Source organism: Pedobacter ginsengiterrae (assembly GCF_039537385.1).
GTDB lineage: Bacteria > Bacteroidota > Bacteroidia > Sphingobacteriales > Sphingobacteriaceae > Pedobacter > Pedobacter ginsengiterrae.
Genome location: NZ_BAABAK010000001.1, coordinates 523,915 through 539,073, shown reverse-complemented (window position 1 = coordinate 539,073; position 15,159 = coordinate 523,915). Strand labels below are relative to the sequence as shown.

At 34.9% G+C, this 15,159-nt stretch carries 16 protein-coding genes; 6 read left to right on the top strand and 10 right to left on the bottom strand.

What is annotated here, in order from left to right; genetic code table 11:
• Positions 1 to 49: 49 nt before the first annotated feature.
• Positions 50 to 1,435, bottom strand: a complete 1,386-nt coding sequence (gene glmM / locus ABD692_RS02060) for a phosphoglucosamine mutase (RefSeq protein WP_344764512.1) — start codon at positions 1,433 to 1,435, stop codon at positions 50 to 52.
• 407 nt (positions 1,436 to 1,842) lie between these two features.
• Here glmM and ABD692_RS02055 point away from each other — a divergent pair, with 407 nt between their 5' ends.
• From ABD692_RS02055 to ABD692_RS02045, 3 genes are read left to right on the top strand one after another with little or no spacing between them, the layout of a single operon-like run.
• Entirely contained in the window at positions 1,843 to 2,574 is a 732-nt protein-coding gene (locus ABD692_RS02055; protein ID WP_344764511.1) for a class I SAM-dependent methyltransferase, read from the top strand.
• Positions 2,571 to 3,134, top strand: a complete 564-nt coding sequence (locus tag ABD692_RS02050) for a phosphatase PAP2 family protein (protein WP_344764510.1) — start codon at positions 2,571 to 2,573, stop codon at positions 3,132 to 3,134. Before ABD692_RS02055 ends, ABD692_RS02050 begins: the two co-directional genes overlap by 4 nt.
• A 3-nt stretch (positions 3,135 to 3,137) precedes the next feature.
• Entirely contained in the window at positions 3,138 to 3,854 is a 717-nt protein-coding gene (locus ABD692_RS02045) for a ZIP family metal transporter (protein WP_316757985.1), read from the top strand.
• 34 nt (positions 3,855 to 3,888) lie between these two features.
• Here ABD692_RS02045 and ABD692_RS02040 read toward each other — a convergent pair whose 3' ends face one another.
• The 8 genes from ABD692_RS02040 to ABD692_RS02005 all read right to left on the bottom strand — a co-directional run bounded on the left by ABD692_RS02040 (position 3,889) and on the right by ABD692_RS02005 (position 9,680).
• Positions 3,889 to 4,032 carry a C1orf53 family protein gene (locus ABD692_RS02040; protein ID WP_344764507.1) on the bottom strand — a complete coding sequence of 48 codons (144 nt, stop codon included), beginning with the start codon at positions 4,030 to 4,032 and terminating at the stop codon, positions 3,889 to 3,891.
• 75 nt (positions 4,033 to 4,107) lie between these two features.
• Positions 4,108 to 5,049 carry an MBL fold metallo-hydrolase gene (locus tag ABD692_RS02035; protein WP_316757987.1) on the bottom strand — a complete coding sequence of 314 codons (942 nt, stop codon included), beginning with the start codon at positions 5,047 to 5,049 and terminating at the stop codon, positions 4,108 to 4,110.
• 79 nt (positions 5,050 to 5,128) lie between these two features.
• Positions 5,129 to 5,734, bottom strand: coding sequence for a dephospho-CoA kinase (coaE, locus tag ABD692_RS02030; RefSeq protein ID WP_344764504.1), 606 nt, complete (start codon positions 5,732 to 5,734; stop codon positions 5,129 to 5,131).
• Positions 5,734 to 6,681, bottom strand: coding sequence for a YbbR-like domain-containing protein (locus ABD692_RS02025; protein WP_316757991.1), 948 nt, complete (start codon positions 6,679 to 6,681; stop codon positions 5,734 to 5,736). Before ABD692_RS02025 ends, coaE begins: the two co-directional genes overlap by 1 nt.
• A gap of 119 nt (positions 6,682 to 6,800) precedes the next feature.
• Positions 6,801 to 7,118, bottom strand: a complete 318-nt coding sequence (gene yajC / locus ABD692_RS02020) for a preprotein translocase subunit YajC (RefSeq protein ID WP_316757992.1) — start codon at positions 7,116 to 7,118, stop codon at positions 6,801 to 6,803.
• A 30-nt stretch (positions 7,119 to 7,148) separates the two neighbouring features.
• Positions 7,149 to 7,595, bottom strand: a complete 447-nt coding sequence (locus ABD692_RS02015; protein ID WP_344764502.1) for a DUF1573 domain-containing protein — start codon at positions 7,593 to 7,595, stop codon at positions 7,149 to 7,151.
• A 1-nt stretch (position 7,596) separates the two neighbouring features.
• Positions 7,597 to 8,547, bottom strand: coding sequence for a transcription antitermination factor NusB (nusB, locus tag ABD692_RS02010; protein WP_316757994.1), 951 nt, complete (start codon positions 8,545 to 8,547; stop codon positions 7,597 to 7,599).
• 44 nt (positions 8,548 to 8,591) lie between these two features.
• Positions 8,592 to 9,680 (bottom strand): Glu/Leu/Phe/Val family dehydrogenase, encoded by a 1,089-nt coding sequence (locus ABD692_RS02005; protein WP_344764500.1) that lies wholly within the window; start codon positions 9,678 to 9,680, stop codon positions 8,592 to 8,594.
• Positions 9,681 to 9,788: 108 nt separating this feature from the next.
• Here ABD692_RS02005 and ABD692_RS02000 point away from each other — a divergent pair, with 108 nt between their 5' ends.
• The 3 genes from ABD692_RS02000 to ABD692_RS01990 all read left to right on the top strand — a co-directional run bounded on the left by ABD692_RS02000 (position 9,789) and on the right by ABD692_RS01990 (position 13,816).
• The gene (locus ABD692_RS02000) at positions 9,789 to 11,579 is read left to right on the top strand and encodes an ABC transporter ATP-binding protein (protein ID WP_344764499.1); all 1,791 of its coding nucleotides are present in this window, start codon (positions 9,789 to 9,791) and stop codon (positions 11,577 to 11,579) included.
• A 78-nt stretch (positions 11,580 to 11,657) separates the two neighbouring features.
• Positions 11,658 to 11,981 carry a DUF3276 family protein gene (locus ABD692_RS01995; protein WP_316757997.1) on the top strand — a complete coding sequence of 108 codons (324 nt, stop codon included), beginning with the start codon at positions 11,658 to 11,660 and terminating at the stop codon, positions 11,979 to 11,981.
• A gap of 290 nt (positions 11,982 to 12,271) precedes the next feature.
• On the top strand, positions 12,272 to 13,816 hold the full coding sequence (locus tag ABD692_RS01990) for a M20/M25/M40 family metallo-hydrolase (RefSeq protein WP_344764497.1): 1,545 nt from the start codon (positions 12,272 to 12,274) through the stop codon (positions 13,814 to 13,816).
• Between the two features lie 322 nt (positions 13,817 to 14,138).
• Here the strand turns inward: ABD692_RS01990 and ABD692_RS01985 are convergent, their stop codons facing one another.
• On the bottom strand, positions 14,139 to 15,143 hold the full coding sequence (locus ABD692_RS01985; protein WP_316758001.1) for a cytochrome d ubiquinol oxidase subunit II: 1,005 nt from the start codon (positions 15,141 to 15,143) through the stop codon (positions 14,139 to 14,141).
• Positions 15,144 to 15,159: the final 16 nt, after the last annotated feature.

Here is a 15,159-nt window from a genome sequence, read left to right as displayed (position 1 = left end):
TACACCAATCAAGGTGATTTCGTTCATTAAATCTTTTTGCTTCCCTTAATTAAAGGTGCAGTATTTCTTTTATATCAGCGATGATTTTATTGGCCAGATTCTCTGCAATCGTTTCATTTTCAGCCTCACTGTAAATACGAATAATAGGCTCGGTGTTCGAACGGCGTAAATGCACCCAGGTTTTGTCAAATTCGATTTTCAAACCATCAATTGTACTGTAGGGTTGGTTTTTGTATTTTTCCTCAACCTGTTTCAATAATTTATCGATATCCATTTCTGGCGTTAACGTTATCTTATTTTTCGAGATATAATATTGAGGATAACTGCTTCTTAATACCGAAATAGATTTGCCAAACTTAGCTAAATGTGTTAAAAACAAAGCAATTCCAACTAAAGCATCTCTGCCATAATGCGATTCAGGATAAATAATACCGCCATTGCCCTCGCCACCAATAATTGCATTGGTTTCTTTCATTTTATTTACCACATTTACTTCGCCAACTGCCGAAGCATTATATTCCGAACCAGCTTTTTCAGTAACATCGCGTAAAGCACGGGTAGAGGAAAGATTTGAAACCGTATTACCTGGCGTATTTTTCAATACGTAATCAGCAACTGCAACCAAAGTATACTCTTCGCCAAACATGCTGCCATCTTCGTTTACGAAACATAAACGGTCAACATCTGGATCTACAACAATACCTAAGTCGGCATTTTGTTTTTGAACTTCTTTAGAGATTTCAGTTAAATTCTCAGGAAGCGGTTCTGGATTATGAGGGAAATGACCATCTGGTGTGCAATATAATTCGGTAACTTTAGTAACCCCCAATGCTTTTAAAAGCGCTGGAATAAAAATGCCACCAGTCGAATTTACACAGTCAATTACAACTTTAAAATCAGCATTTTTAATGGCTTCAACATCAACTAATGGCAATGCTAAAACTTTATCAATATGCTTTTGCAGGTAGGTATCGTTTTTAATAACCTTACCCAATTTATCTACCTCGGCAAATTCGAAAGCAGCACTTTCTGCTAAATCTAAAACTTCTTTACCATCTAAATCGCTAATAAATTCGCCATCAGCATTTAGTAATTTTAAAGCATTCCATTGTTTTGGGTTATGGCTTGCAGTTAAAATAATACCACCACCAGCATTTTCATCTGGTACGGCTACTTCTACAGTTGGGGTAGTCGATAATCCTAAATCAATAACCTCAATACCCAAACCTTGCAAGGTGCCAATAACTAAATTATTAACCATTTCGCCCGAAATACGAGCATCTCGGCCTAAAACAATTCTTTTATTACCCGTTTTTTGAACTACCCAGCTTCCAAAAGCAGCTGTAAATTTTACTATGTCTATCGGTGTTAGGCCGTTTCCTGCCTGTCCGCCAATAGTTCCTCTTATTCCTGAAATCGATTTTATTAAAGTCACTTATTTTATATTATATAGATTTCAAAAATAAGAAAAAAAACAAGATAGAAGGCAATTCTAAGCAATTTGCGAACTTAATTTACATTGTCCTTATATCTATTTATACCATGTATTTAGTAGAAATATTTAATCAATCGTTTGTTATAAAATAGCTTAGAAAAGCAATTTCAACGCCTTTCGGTTTCTGCAGTCCCGCCCACGTTTCAAGTCCGCTCCCGATGAAAAATCGGGATTGCGGGCTTTCTCACTTCGGTCGGGTTTAGCAAGCAATTTTAATGCATTTATTTACGGTGCCTTTCTAATTGCACTTTAATATTGCAATATTGTTGCATAAAAGTATATCGCTCTCTTCTCATGCTAAGCTAAAATCTTATATTTGCATCTTTTTATTATACAAACGGCTTTCTATGCAACGCAAATGGTTTCAGTATTGGTTTAATTCGCCATATTATCACATTCTTTATCAACAAAGAAACGATGCCGAAGCCGAGTTTTTTATCGACAAATTAACAGATTTTCTAAAACCACAGCCAGAAGCAAAAATGCTCGACATTGCTTGCGGAAAAGGCCGACATTCTATATACCTCAACAAAAAAGGTTTTGATGTAACTGGAATCGATTTATCCGAGCAGAGCATAAAATACGCCAAGCAATTCGAAAATAACAAACTGCATTTTTTGGTACACGATATGCGTAGGTTGTTCTATATCAACTATTTCGATATTGCATTAAATCTGTTTACTAGTTTTGGCTATTTCGATACCGAGAAAGACCACGTTAACGCTTTAAAAACATTTAGAAAGTGTTTAAAAGCTAATGGGATCTTAGTGTTAGATTACTTCAACACCGAAAAAATAGTCAGAAATTTAAACTCCTGCGAAACAAAATCACTTGATGGTATTAACTTCAACATTACCAAAAATGTTGTAGAAGGAAAAATCATTAAGAAAATACATTTCGAAGATGAAGGCAAAATTTATAATTTCGAAGAACGGGTTCAGGCTTTCAGTTTTACGGATTTTGAACGGATGCTAACTAAAGCAGGTATGGTGATCGAAAAAACTTTTGGAAGTTATGCTTTAGATGATTTCGACGAATCTACATCTGACAGGTTAATTTTAATTTGTAAAAAAGCATGATAGAAAGCATTCAGCAATTTGATGTAGAATTGTTTCTGAAAATCCATCGCGGACTTTCGAACGGCTTTTTCGATTGGCTGATGCCGTTAATGCGTAACCGATTTTTCTGGTCGCCACTTTATCTTTTTATCATAATATTTTGCATAAAACAATATAAAAAGCAAGGTTATTACATAATTGCAATGGTGCTTTTTACTTTTGCTTTGGGCGATTTAATTGCCTCCAGAGTTGTGAAGCCATTAGTTTCGAGAGTTCGTCCGTGTAATGATTTTAGCCTTGCAAACAACATTATTCATCGTGTGCCGTGCGGAAGTGGTTTAAGTTTTCCATCGGCACACGCAACAAATCATTTCGCAATCGCAGTATTTTTAATTTGCCTGTTTTATAGTCGTTGGAAACCAATTTTGCCAATAGGTATATTTTGGGCTGCTATTATCAGCTTTGCGCAAGTTTACGTTGGTGTACATTACCCCGTCGATGTAATTACTGGTGCATTACTTGGAACGTTAATCGGTTTTTTCTGTTCCAGAATTTTTAAAAAACTACAACCTGATTTTTAAGCTATGGAAATCTGGAAAATTTGTGTGCTATTTCTTTGTGCTTTTTTAGGTGGAGCATCTATTTTTTTGGTTAAAAGCGATAAATCTAAGCTGCTGAAACTTATTTTATCTTTTAGTGGTGCTTATCTTTTCGCTATAACTGTTTTACATTTAATACCCGATGCCTTTAGCGGACCAGATAAAAGTGAAATTGGTATTTTTATTCTGATTGGTTTCTTACTGCAGGTATTTTTAGAGCAATTTTCTGAAGGCGTGGAACACGGTCACATCCACAAACATCACGATGGTCATGTTTTTCCATTTGGCATAATGATAAGTTTATGTTTACATGCCTTTTTAGAAGGGATGCCTTTGGCTAAAGATCAACACAATGAGTTAATTTTCGGCATTGCTTTACATCACATTCCAGCAGCTTTTGCCTTGGCTAGCATTTTAATGCAAAATCATTTTAAAAAGCAGAGTATTTTGATGTATCTGGTTTTATTTGCTGTTATGGCGCCACTTGGCTTTTATGTAAGCTTTGGCTTAAGTAATGGAACAATTGGTGGGGTAGAAGCCTATTTCAATAAAATAATGGGTATTGTAATTGGTATTTTCTTGCATATTTCCACTACAATTTTATTCGAATCGAGCGCCGACCATAAAATTAATACGCGTAAAATGGTTGCCGTTTTATTGGGGATTGGGGTTGCTTTAATTGGTTTCTTTGCAGGACACTAGTTTTTTTTGTTTAAAAGCCGTAATCTAAATCGAATTACTTTTTATCCTTCTTTTTTCCATAGCCCCAAGGACAATGCTTGCACTTATTTTTGCAGCAGTAACCACGCTTTAAATGATACGCTTCGGTAAAAACCATGAAACCATCTTCATTAAAATAGAAATCTTCGCCCTCTTTCATCTTAAATGAGTGAATTTTTGATTGCTGAATTGATATATTGTTATTTACAACGATTTATGGTGAAAGTACGACTCCTTAATTCAGGATTTTAACTTCTAGTTTATCTTTAAAATAATCTTTAAGTTGCCTTCCGTCGCCGTGTAATGTCCAAACTTGTTTAGGTTTTACCTTTTCTATGGTTTCTAAAATTGCTGCCCAATCAGCATGATCGGAAATGTAAAGGGAAATACCGTTTTGCTGCTGCAAGTTTTTCCAGCCAGAAGCAAAAGCCCTGACAACATTTATCGCTTTGTGATAGCTGTGAAAAACCATTGGTGGCACTATGTAAACTTGATGCTCCAGGTTATTTTTCATCACCTTTCTATCGTACATTTTATACGCTCCCAATTTCATACCATAATCTTCGTAAATTTTCACAAAGGGCATAATACTATGGTGAACCATAATATTTTTAGTAGGGCAATGCTCATTTAGCAACTGAATAATCCGCTGACTTTTACCCAACGCATAAGCACCAAGCATAATATTTGCATTGGTTTCATTTAGTTTTTCTATTTCTTCAATCGGCGATGGGTGCTTGGTATCGGGATTAGCAAAGGTACTTTCTGTAATTAAAACATCAGCCTCAACAAATTCAAAAGGTTCGCAGGTCGAGTCTGGCTCAATTTTATAATCACCAGTATAAAGATATTTTATACCATTGTATTCCATTAAAACTTGTGCAGAACCCAGAATATGTCCAGCAGAATAGAAAGTAATCGTTACATCTTTTATCTTAAATGACTGGTGGTAAGCTTTTATATGAAAATCAACAGCTGCAAATTTACGATAGCGATGCTTCATGAAAGTTTCAGTGGCTGCCGTGCAATATACATTCTGGCTTCCACCAATTGCGTGGTCGCCGTGAGCATGAGAAACCACAGCTTCTTTAACAGGCTGCTGTGGATCGAGGTAAAAATCGCCATAAACACAGTATAATCCCGTTGGAGTTATGGTAATAAAGTTTTCTAAAATCATGGGCAAGATTTGTAGGATTTAAAGATAAGGCAGGATTTTAGACGATTAAGCATAATTAGTTAGACGATTATTTCGAGAATTACTTCTTATTTGAAGCAACTTCTAAAAACTTTTTGTGTAAAACTAACACTTGCTCGATAATTGAATACTCTTCATCGTTGGTGATAAAATAATTTGCCATCTTAGCTTTCTCTTCATCGCTCAGTTGCTTATCCATTCGGGCTTTTACCTGTTCAGCTGTAACACCATCACGTTGCATTACTCTTTTCAATTTTAGGTCGATAGAGGCGGTTACTAAAATGGTCGTATCACACATTTTATAAGATCCACTTTCAAAAAGTAATGCAGCTTCTTTTAAGGTGTAGGGAACCTCGTTTGAAATGCTTTCTTCCCAGGTATCAAAAGCTCTAAATACTGCAGGATGAACCAAAGCATTCAGTTTTGTTAATTCAGTTTCGTTATTAAATACAATTGATGCGATATGTTTATTGTTCAATTTTCCATCTGCAAAGTAGCTTTTCTCACCAAAGGTTGATTTTATTCCCCTGATAAGTATGTTATCCTTAACCATGATTTCTTTAGCAACAGTATCTGCATAAAATACTGGGATGCCTAAAACTTCGAAAACTTTACAAACGGTAGTTTTACCGCTGCCAATACCACCTGTTATACCAACTTTATACATTATTTTTCTACTACGAAATCTACTTTAGAAGGAACAATTTTTACTAGTTTGCAGTAATCTGGAAATTCGGTAAGTGTAACTGTTAATTGACTGTGGTGTAAATTCAGCCAATCTTCTGCATCAACCGTTGCAGTAATGAAATTTTCATCAACCTGATTGTAATAATTTAAAGCAACTAAAAAAGTAACATTTACTTTTTTAGGGTACAATTTTATACTATTGTAATTTTTATTGTTCTTAATTTTGAGGGGCACTGAAACAGTTTTTTCAGTAAATTCATCAACAGGTAACTTAACTTCTACGCTTGATGGGAAAATGCTCACATTTTTGTGTGTACTATGCTGCATCGTTACTCGAGCTGTAGCACTATTCTGTACTTTGCTCAATTTTAAGGTGTCTGTTAACCACTCTTTAATTCGATCAAGTTCTTCAAGTGGCCCAGTAACAGTAACATATTTTGGATTCAGTTTTATTTCACTGGAAACTCCATACTGTTTTACAAATTCTATCTTTTTAACCAATCTTATCTGCACTTTTTTTACTGTTCTTTTTGTAAAATCGAAATACAATGTATCTGGTTTAACTGAAATTACCTTTTGCGCACTTTCGAGTTGTTTATTAACGTTATAAAGCTGGTCTGAAAAAACAATAAAATCTCTATTGCTCAATTGGTTTAAATTTACAGAAATAGATTGAGGGCTAATCCTTAACCTGGCAAAAAGTAATTGCCAGCCTGTTCCTTCAACTTGTAAGTCGACAGTGTCAGATTGCAAAGGATGAAAAGCACGATTTTGAGGAAAATTCTTATAAATAAGAACTGTTTTTGCCGTATAAACATATTTATTATTTAGCGCCATAAAAAGCCATGCTGCTATTGCCAACAATAGGCAGGCTAACAAGCTCAGTACACGTCTTCTCTCTATTTTTGTTAATCTAATAAAGGGCATAATAAATATAAAAATGGTTTTGAAAAGGAAAACCAATGCAAAACGCTACATCCCAAATGTAATAAAACAAAAACAGTCCCGAAAGTTTTCGGGACTGCTCTTTATATTATTTGTTTTTTTTAAGCTTTTGCTGGAGCAATTGCTGCCTTTGTAGCATCTAAAGAAACAGCTGATTTGTCGAAACGAAATTTAGCTCCAAATTCAGATTCAATTACAAATGTAGTATCGTTCATGTCGATAATTTTACCGTGCATACCTGCAGTTGTAATTACCTTGTCGCCTTTACCTAATTCAGCTACTAATTTTTTATGATCTTTTGCCTTTTTAACTTGCGGGCGAATCATGAAAAAGTAGAAAACTACCATGATTAGTACCATTGGTACAATTGTACCTAACATACCACCACCTGCTGCTTGTAAAATTACTGTTGATGTCATTTCTTAATTTATTTGTGTTGTTTAATTTTTTTATTTTTTAGCTAACACTTCGCCAACCAAGTGCACTGTATTTATATTTGGGTTTGCATTTGATGTTATAGTCACCACCTTATCTTGCATACCAGCTTTACCTAAGCTGTTAAAAATTACTTTAATTACGCCTTCTTTACCTGGTAATATAGGCTCTTTAGGTGTTTCTGGGATTGTACAGCCACAAGTTGCCGTTGCATTCGAAATAATTAAAGGACTTTTACCCGTATTTTTAAACTTAAATTCGTGTTCTACACTTGCGCCTTCTTCAATTTTTTCGAAATCGAAAATATCACGTTCAAAGGTAATAACAGCCGCATCTGCAGGTGCTATTGCCGAAGTTGAATTTTCTACTGCAGCAGTTGAAATTTCTGCAGTGCTGTTGTTTGCATTACGGCAAGCTGCAAAAGATAGAGTAGTAATAGCAAGGATGAATATTTTTTTCATTTTATTCTTCAATTAATCCGCGACCAAGCTTTTTAATGGTATTTGTTTTCTTAAGATCGCCTAAAATTTTGTCTAAAATACCGTTTATAAATGAATTACTTTTCGGTGTACTGTAATCTTTTGATAACTCCAGGTACTCATTAATAGTAACTTTTACAGGGATTGAAGGGAAATTAAGCAATTCGCAGATCGCCATTTTCATTAAAATAGTATCCATTAAGGCAATACGTTCCGATTCCCAGTTTTTTGTCCGTTCGGCAATCATTTCCTGATATTTTACATCATTTTGTAAAGTATGAAGGAATAAATCTTGAACAAACTTGCTGTCTTCAATCCAATCTGCGCTAATTTCAGTTAGCTTATTTTTAAATGGATCATCAGAGGTAAAGTTTTTAAGCGTTTTTGCAACCATGCCTTTCATCACTTCATGATCAACCTGCCAGTTTATAAACTTCTCTTCGAAAACCTGAATAATAGCCTGGTTTTTAAGGATAATTTTTCTGAAAATGTATTTGATAATATCTTTTGATGATTCTAAACTTTCGTTTGTATCTGCAAGATATTCAGCATATTCTTTAGATGCTTTTAAAGAGTTGTAAACTGTTTTGCGGATTTCTGGATCGAATCCCCAATCTACCTTGTATTTTTTAACCGCCGAAATGTATTCGGGGTTTTGCTGCATTAAAACACTAAACTTGTTATGCAACAATTTCATGTTTGGATTCATATCCTCTGCAGTTTTTAGGTGCTTATTTGCACGCTCTGCAGCATCGTTGGCTGTAAACTCGGTAACTTCCACCATTAACGAAAGCATCCAGATGTACATTTCGTACACACTATCGATACTCTGCATTAAAGTTTTTAAATCACCTTTAATGTCTTTTTTGTCTGCCATTTGCCAAGCAAAAATATTTTGCAAAGCTTTAATTCTTAAGTGCCTTCTATTTAACATGAATGTAAGAACGAGTGTGGTTTGTTAAACCGATTAATAAATATTTAATATGTTGATTTAATTTTTTTAATATCTGCAATGCGTTTTTCAGCAATACGATTTGCTGCAATGTTAGTCGGTATTTTTTCAGCTTTACTTAGTTTAATTACATTTCTGGTAGCATCGTAAATATTTTCAGTAAGCTGAACGGTACGTTTTTTTCCAAAGCCCGTTAACTCAGAATAACAAGAAATCAATCCGCCTGCGTTTATAAGATAATCTGGCGCAAATAATATGCCTTTTTTCAGTAGTAACTCGCTATCTAAAACTTCATCTTTTAATTGATTATTAGCTGATCCTGCAATAATTGCAAAATTCATACGCTCGATAGTTTTATTGTTAACCGTCGCACCCATTGCGCAAGGGGCATAAACATCCGCATCTATACCAAAAATTCGATCTGCTTCTATTGGTTTTGCCTTGTATTTACGAGCTACATAGGTTAATTGCTCCTGGTTAATATCGCTGATTAAAACTTCAGCATTTTCCTTTCTAAGTAAAGCAACCAAATGTTCGCCCACATTCCCAATTCCTTGTACTACAACTGTTCTGCCTGCAAGCATATCCGTGCCAAAAACTTCTTTAACACTTGCTTTAATCCCTAAATAAACACCTTGAGCGGTAAAAGGAGCAGGGTTTCCAGCGCCACCAATAGATTCTGGTACGCCTGTAACGTGATTGGTTTCCATACGGATATATTCCATATCACGTGTGTTAGTGCCCATTTCTTCAGCAGTTATAAACTCACCATTTAGGTTTTTAATAAACCTACCATAGCTACGCATTAAACTTTCTGTTTTGTCTTTTCTAGAGTCGCCGATGATAACACCTTTTCCGCCACCCAAATTTAAGCCTGTAATTGCCGATTTATAAGTCATGCCGCGTGATAAACGTAGAGCATCTTCCAAAGCTTCAGCTTCAGTAACATAACTCCACATGCGTGTTCCGCCCAAAGCGGGACCCAAAGTGGTATCATGAATGGCTATAATTGCTTTTAAACCAGAGTCGGGATCATTACAGAAAACCAACTTTTTGTGCCCGTAAGCACTTAATTGCTCTAAAATGGATGAATCTGATGAAAAATTTGCTGGCATAATGAACGTTAGGTAAACCTGCTGCAAAATTAAAATAAAAAACCATTATTACACGATTTTAACTAAACTATAACAAAATTTGTTGCGCTTTGGCTAAGTTTGTACAGTATGAAACACCTGAGTCGATTAAATAAATACTTTCTAAAATATAAATGGTGGATTATTCCTGGAAGTATTTTCGTTGTAATATCTAACATTTTTGGAGTTGTACCTGCTCAGGTTATTGGTTATGCAGTAGATTTAATTACAGAAAATATACAGGTTTATAGTTTGTTTAATGGTTTTAACCGTCAGCAAATTATCTATGATATTTTTAGCCAAACCTTGCTGTTTTTTGGTTTGCTAATTATCGGTTTATACCTACTAAGAGGACTATTTCTATTTTTCATGCGGCAAACCATAATTTTAATGTCGAGGCATATTGAATTCGATATGAAGAATGATATTTATCAGCATTATCAAAAACTGAGTTTAGGATTTTACCGCAGAAATAATACTGGCGATTTAATGAATCGGGCTACTGAAGATGTAAACCGTGTTCGAATGTACGTTGGGCCTGCTATAATGTACACAATAAACACTTTTGTTTTATCTGTATTAATTATATGGTCGATGTTTGATGTAAATTCTAAACTCGCTATTTATTGCCTTTTACCGCTTCCGTTTTTGGTTATTATTATTTATTACGTAAATACTTTAATTTTCAAAAAGAGCGGAAAAATTCAGGAACGTTTATCTCAGCTCTCAAGTTTTGTACAAGAACGTTTTTCAGGAATCAGAATAATAAAATCTTACGTAAGGGAAGATTATACACGTAATATGTTCGAAATTCAGAGCAACGAGTATAAAAAAGATTCGATGAGTTTAGTAAAGGTTTCTGCTTTGTTTTACCCAACAATGCTTTTACTTATCGGTTTAAGTACTATTTTAACCATATACATTGGTGGTGTACAGGTAATGAATGGGAGCATAACACCAGGAAATATTGCAGAATTTATCATTTATATTAATCAACTTACTTTTCCGGTAACCATGTTAGGTTGGGTAACTTCTCTCATTCAAAGAGCGGCTGCATCACAAAAAAGAATTAACGAATTTTTAGATATTCCATCGGATATTCAATCGACCAATAAAGAAGAACATGTATTAAAAGGGAATTTAAGCTTTAACGATGTAAGTTTTAATTATGCAGATACGGGAATACAAGCATTAAAAAATGTAAGTTTCGAAATTAATAGCGGCGAATTTGTTGCCATAATTGGTAAAACAGGATCAGGAAAATCGACGCTTGCGAATCTTATTATGCGAATGTATGACGTAGAAAATGGTTTAATTGCTATTGATGGACAAGATTTGAAGTCGTTAAACTTAAAAAACTATAGAGGTCAGATTGGTTTTGTGCCACAAGAGGTTTTTCTTTTTTCTGACTCCATTAAGAACAATATTGCTTTCGGTTTAGATACCGTAACGGATGACGAAGTTTACGATGCTGCAAAAAATGCGTCGGTGTATAATAACATTATCGATTTCGAAGAAAAGTTTGAAACTATGCTCGGAGAACGTGGAATTACACTTTCTGGCGGACAAAAACAACGCGTATCCATTGCAAGAGCTTTAATTAAATCTCCGAAAATTTTGATCTTCGATGATTGCCTTTCGGCCGTTGATACCAAAACAGAAGAAGAGATACTTCAAAATCTTGGAAAGATTATGAAGGGGAAGACCAGTATTTTGATTGCTCACCGAATATCGACCATAAAAAACGCAGATAAAATATTGGTATTGGATGATGGAAGAATTATTGAACAAGGTACACATAATGAATTGCTTAGCTTAAATGGTAGTTATACGGAGCTTTACAATAATCAGCTTTTAGAAGAAGAAAGCCGAACAAGTTAATTTGTGTTAAATTCTATTTTGAACTTTAAATATTTGCTTTATATTTACCGAAACCAAAAACCAACATCAATACCAACCATGGGAGAATTCGACAATAAAGAGAGAGAAGAAGTTTTTTCAAAGAAAGTAAGAGCAGGTAAGAGAACTTATTTTTTCGACGTGAAGGCTACTCGTTCAGGTGATTATTACTTAACAGTTACCGAGAGCAAGAAAAGATTAGAAGACGGTGTGTTCGTAAAACATAAAATCTTTTTATACAAAGAAGATTTCGAAAAATTTGCAGAAGGCCTTACAGAAACTGTTGAATATATTAAAACTCACCAGGATGTTGTTGAAAAACGCTACGAATATTCTGAAAATGGTGAGCACAGCACAAAAGCAAACGACGATTTTTCTTTTTAAGTAAATACAATTTCAATATAAAGTCTTGATGAAAATCAAGACTTTTTTTTTGTGAATTATTTTTAACGCTCCTCGGTTTATTCCATTTAACCTTTAGTTTTATCGAGATGAAAATCGAGAGATTGTAGTCATCCATACATATTGTTTGCTTAAAGTTTTTTTAAAAATCTTAAAGTTTTCGTCTTTATAGAAATGTAAGGTTGAACTGGTACTGCAACATTTCTATTAATATCCTTTTTAAAACTACTTAATCTTTAAATTAGCTCCATCAATTAAAACTAACCCTTATTATGAATAAAAAACTACTCTTCCCAACTTTGCTTTTATTTACTTACTCTTTTGTTTTTGCACAAGATAAAGTGGTAAATAATATTGTAAAAGAAGTAAATGAAAACTCTCAGCTAGAAAAACTGGCTCACGAGCTATTAGATGTTGTTGGACCACGCTTAGTTGGCTCGCCACAAATGAAACAAGCAAATGATTGGGCAGTTAAAAAATACAGTGACTGGGGAATCTCTGCGAAAAACGAAAAATGGGGCGAATGGGCTGGCTGGGAGCGGGGTGTTACTCATATCGATTTAGTAAGCCCGAGAGTAAGAACATTAGAAGGTACACAATTGGCATGGAGTCCATCTACAAATGGAAAAACGATTAACGCTGAAGCAATTATTCTTCCAACAATTACCGATTCTGTTGCTTTTCAGAAATGGTTACCAAGTGTAAAAGGTAAGGTTGTATTAATTTCTTTGAATCAGCTTTCTGGCCGACCAGAAAAAAACTGGGAAGAATTTGCAACAAAAGATTTATTCGAAAAATTTAAAAAAGAAAAGGCTGAAGCTTTAAAAGCATATACTGCAGGTATAGCTAAAACGGGTTATAATGCAAAAACACTTCCTGTAGCTTTAGAAAATGCTGGTGCAGTTGCAGTGGTAATTAATAACTGGTCGCAAGGTTTTGGTGTTGATAAAATATTTGGTGCAAACACAACCAAAGTTCCAACACTGGATTTATCGGTTGAGGATTATGGTTTAGTTTACCGTTTGGCTTTAAATGGTAATAAGCCGATGTTAAAAATCGAATCTGAATCTAAAAAATTAGGTGCCGTACCAACTTTTAATACCATTGCCGAAATAAAAGGTAAAGAAAAACCAAACGAATATGTAATGTTATCGGCTCACTTCGATTCGTGGGATGGTGCAAGTGGTGCAACAGATAATGGCTCTGGTACAATTATGATGATGGAAGCCATGCGCATTTTAAAGAAATTCTATCCAAACCCTAAAAGAACAATTTTGGTTGGCCATTGGGGAAGTGAAGAACAAGGTTTAAATGGCTCAAGAGCTTTTGTAGAAGATCATCCTGAAATTGTAAGCAACTTACAAGCTTTATTTAACCAGGATAATGGTACAGGTCGTGTGGTTAATATTGGTGGACAAGGTTTTGCTAAATCGAAAGATTATATCACACGTTGGTTGGCTAAAGTGCCTGATACGATTAAAAATCAAATTAAAACCAATTTCCCTGGTACACCAGGCGCTGGTGGTTCTGATTTTGCTTCTTTTGTAGCTGCTGGTGCTTTGGGTTATTCTTTAAGTTCTACCAGTTGGGATTATGGAACCTATACTTGGCACACCAACCGCGATAGCTACGATAAATTAGTTTTCGACGAGATTAGAAGCAATGTAATTTTAGCCGCAATTATGGTTTATATGGCTAGTGAAGATCCTGAAAAAACTTCTACAGAAAAATCGACTGATTTACCTGTAAATGAACGTACTGGGAAACAAGCAACCTGGCCAGTTCAAACAAAATCGAATAGAAAAGGTGGTATGTAAATAAAGCGTTTTATAGATTTTAAAAGGAGCACTTGGAAACAGGTGCTCTTTTTTTATGCATTTGCTTTTAGTTTCTAGATCTGTCTTACCCAAAATAAACCCGATAAAGTGGAAATACTTTTTTGATTGTAGCAACTTTAAACGAAGTATCTGCAAGCGATGAAACAGATTGTTTGTTCCTCATAATGACTGAGGTTTAAAAAAGATTGGAACGAGAGCGGGACTTTCGTAAGCAAAGAACTACTGCCATTGCTTTTCAAATAACTTTTTTAATTTCTATTTCCATATAGATTGCGTCGTAAGTGGCAATGATGAAAAGCCCTTACTCTTCTTTTTTCTGAAACTTGTAAAACAAATATCCAAGAAAGGGAAGAATTAAGACACTACCTAATAGCAAAGCTAAACCTAAGCTGTAAATGGTTTTCTCAGGTCCAACGGTTTCGAAAAGGGAAATAGTATTGCCGTTTTTTAATCGGATAAAGTTTGGAAAGTGCGCATAACTAATGGCTAATAAAATCATGGTAACCTGGAAACCAGCCAGTACGCGTAAAATTTTTGTTTTACCTTTTATTAATAAATACCAAAGTAAAACCAGCGATAAAGTTGCTAGAATAATAGCCGAAAGGCCAATCGTGTTTTTAAATACCCAATCGATAAGCGGAATTTTATCTCGTTGTGCGGCGATAAAAACCATTGCTCCAAATACAACAGCTGCAATATTCATAAACTCGGCCTTTTTGATAAACCGACGTTTATCATGTTCTTCATTGGTTTCGCCAATAAGATAAATAGCCGCTAAAAAGCCACATAGTGAAACTGTAAAAAAGCCCACAGCTACGGAAAACCAGTTTAACCAGCCCCAAACGTATGCCGACAAAAAATCGTTGGCTTGTGTATCGATATGGCCTGAAATTAAACTGCCTGCAATAATGCCTAAGAAAAGCGCTGTAACGAAACTTGAATACCTGAATATTCGATTGTACAGCCACTGCATGTCATCTTTTACGGCATCATAATGACGAAATACGAAAGCCGTACCACGGGCAATAATACCAATAAGCATAATTAACAAAGGAATATGAAGGTAAACCGACATGGTGGTATAAATTCGAGGAAAGCCTACAAATAAAATTACAATTGCAATAATTAACCACATGTGATTGGCTTCCCAAACTGGACCAATAGCCTGATACATGGTTTTTCGGGTTTTGCTTCTGTTTTTGGCAGACGTAAAAAGCTCGATTATCCCTGCACCAAAATCTGCTCCACCTAAAAGGAAGTAAAGCAATATTCCTAAACATAAGAAGGTGATTACAACGTATTCCATATTTATTTTTTTACCA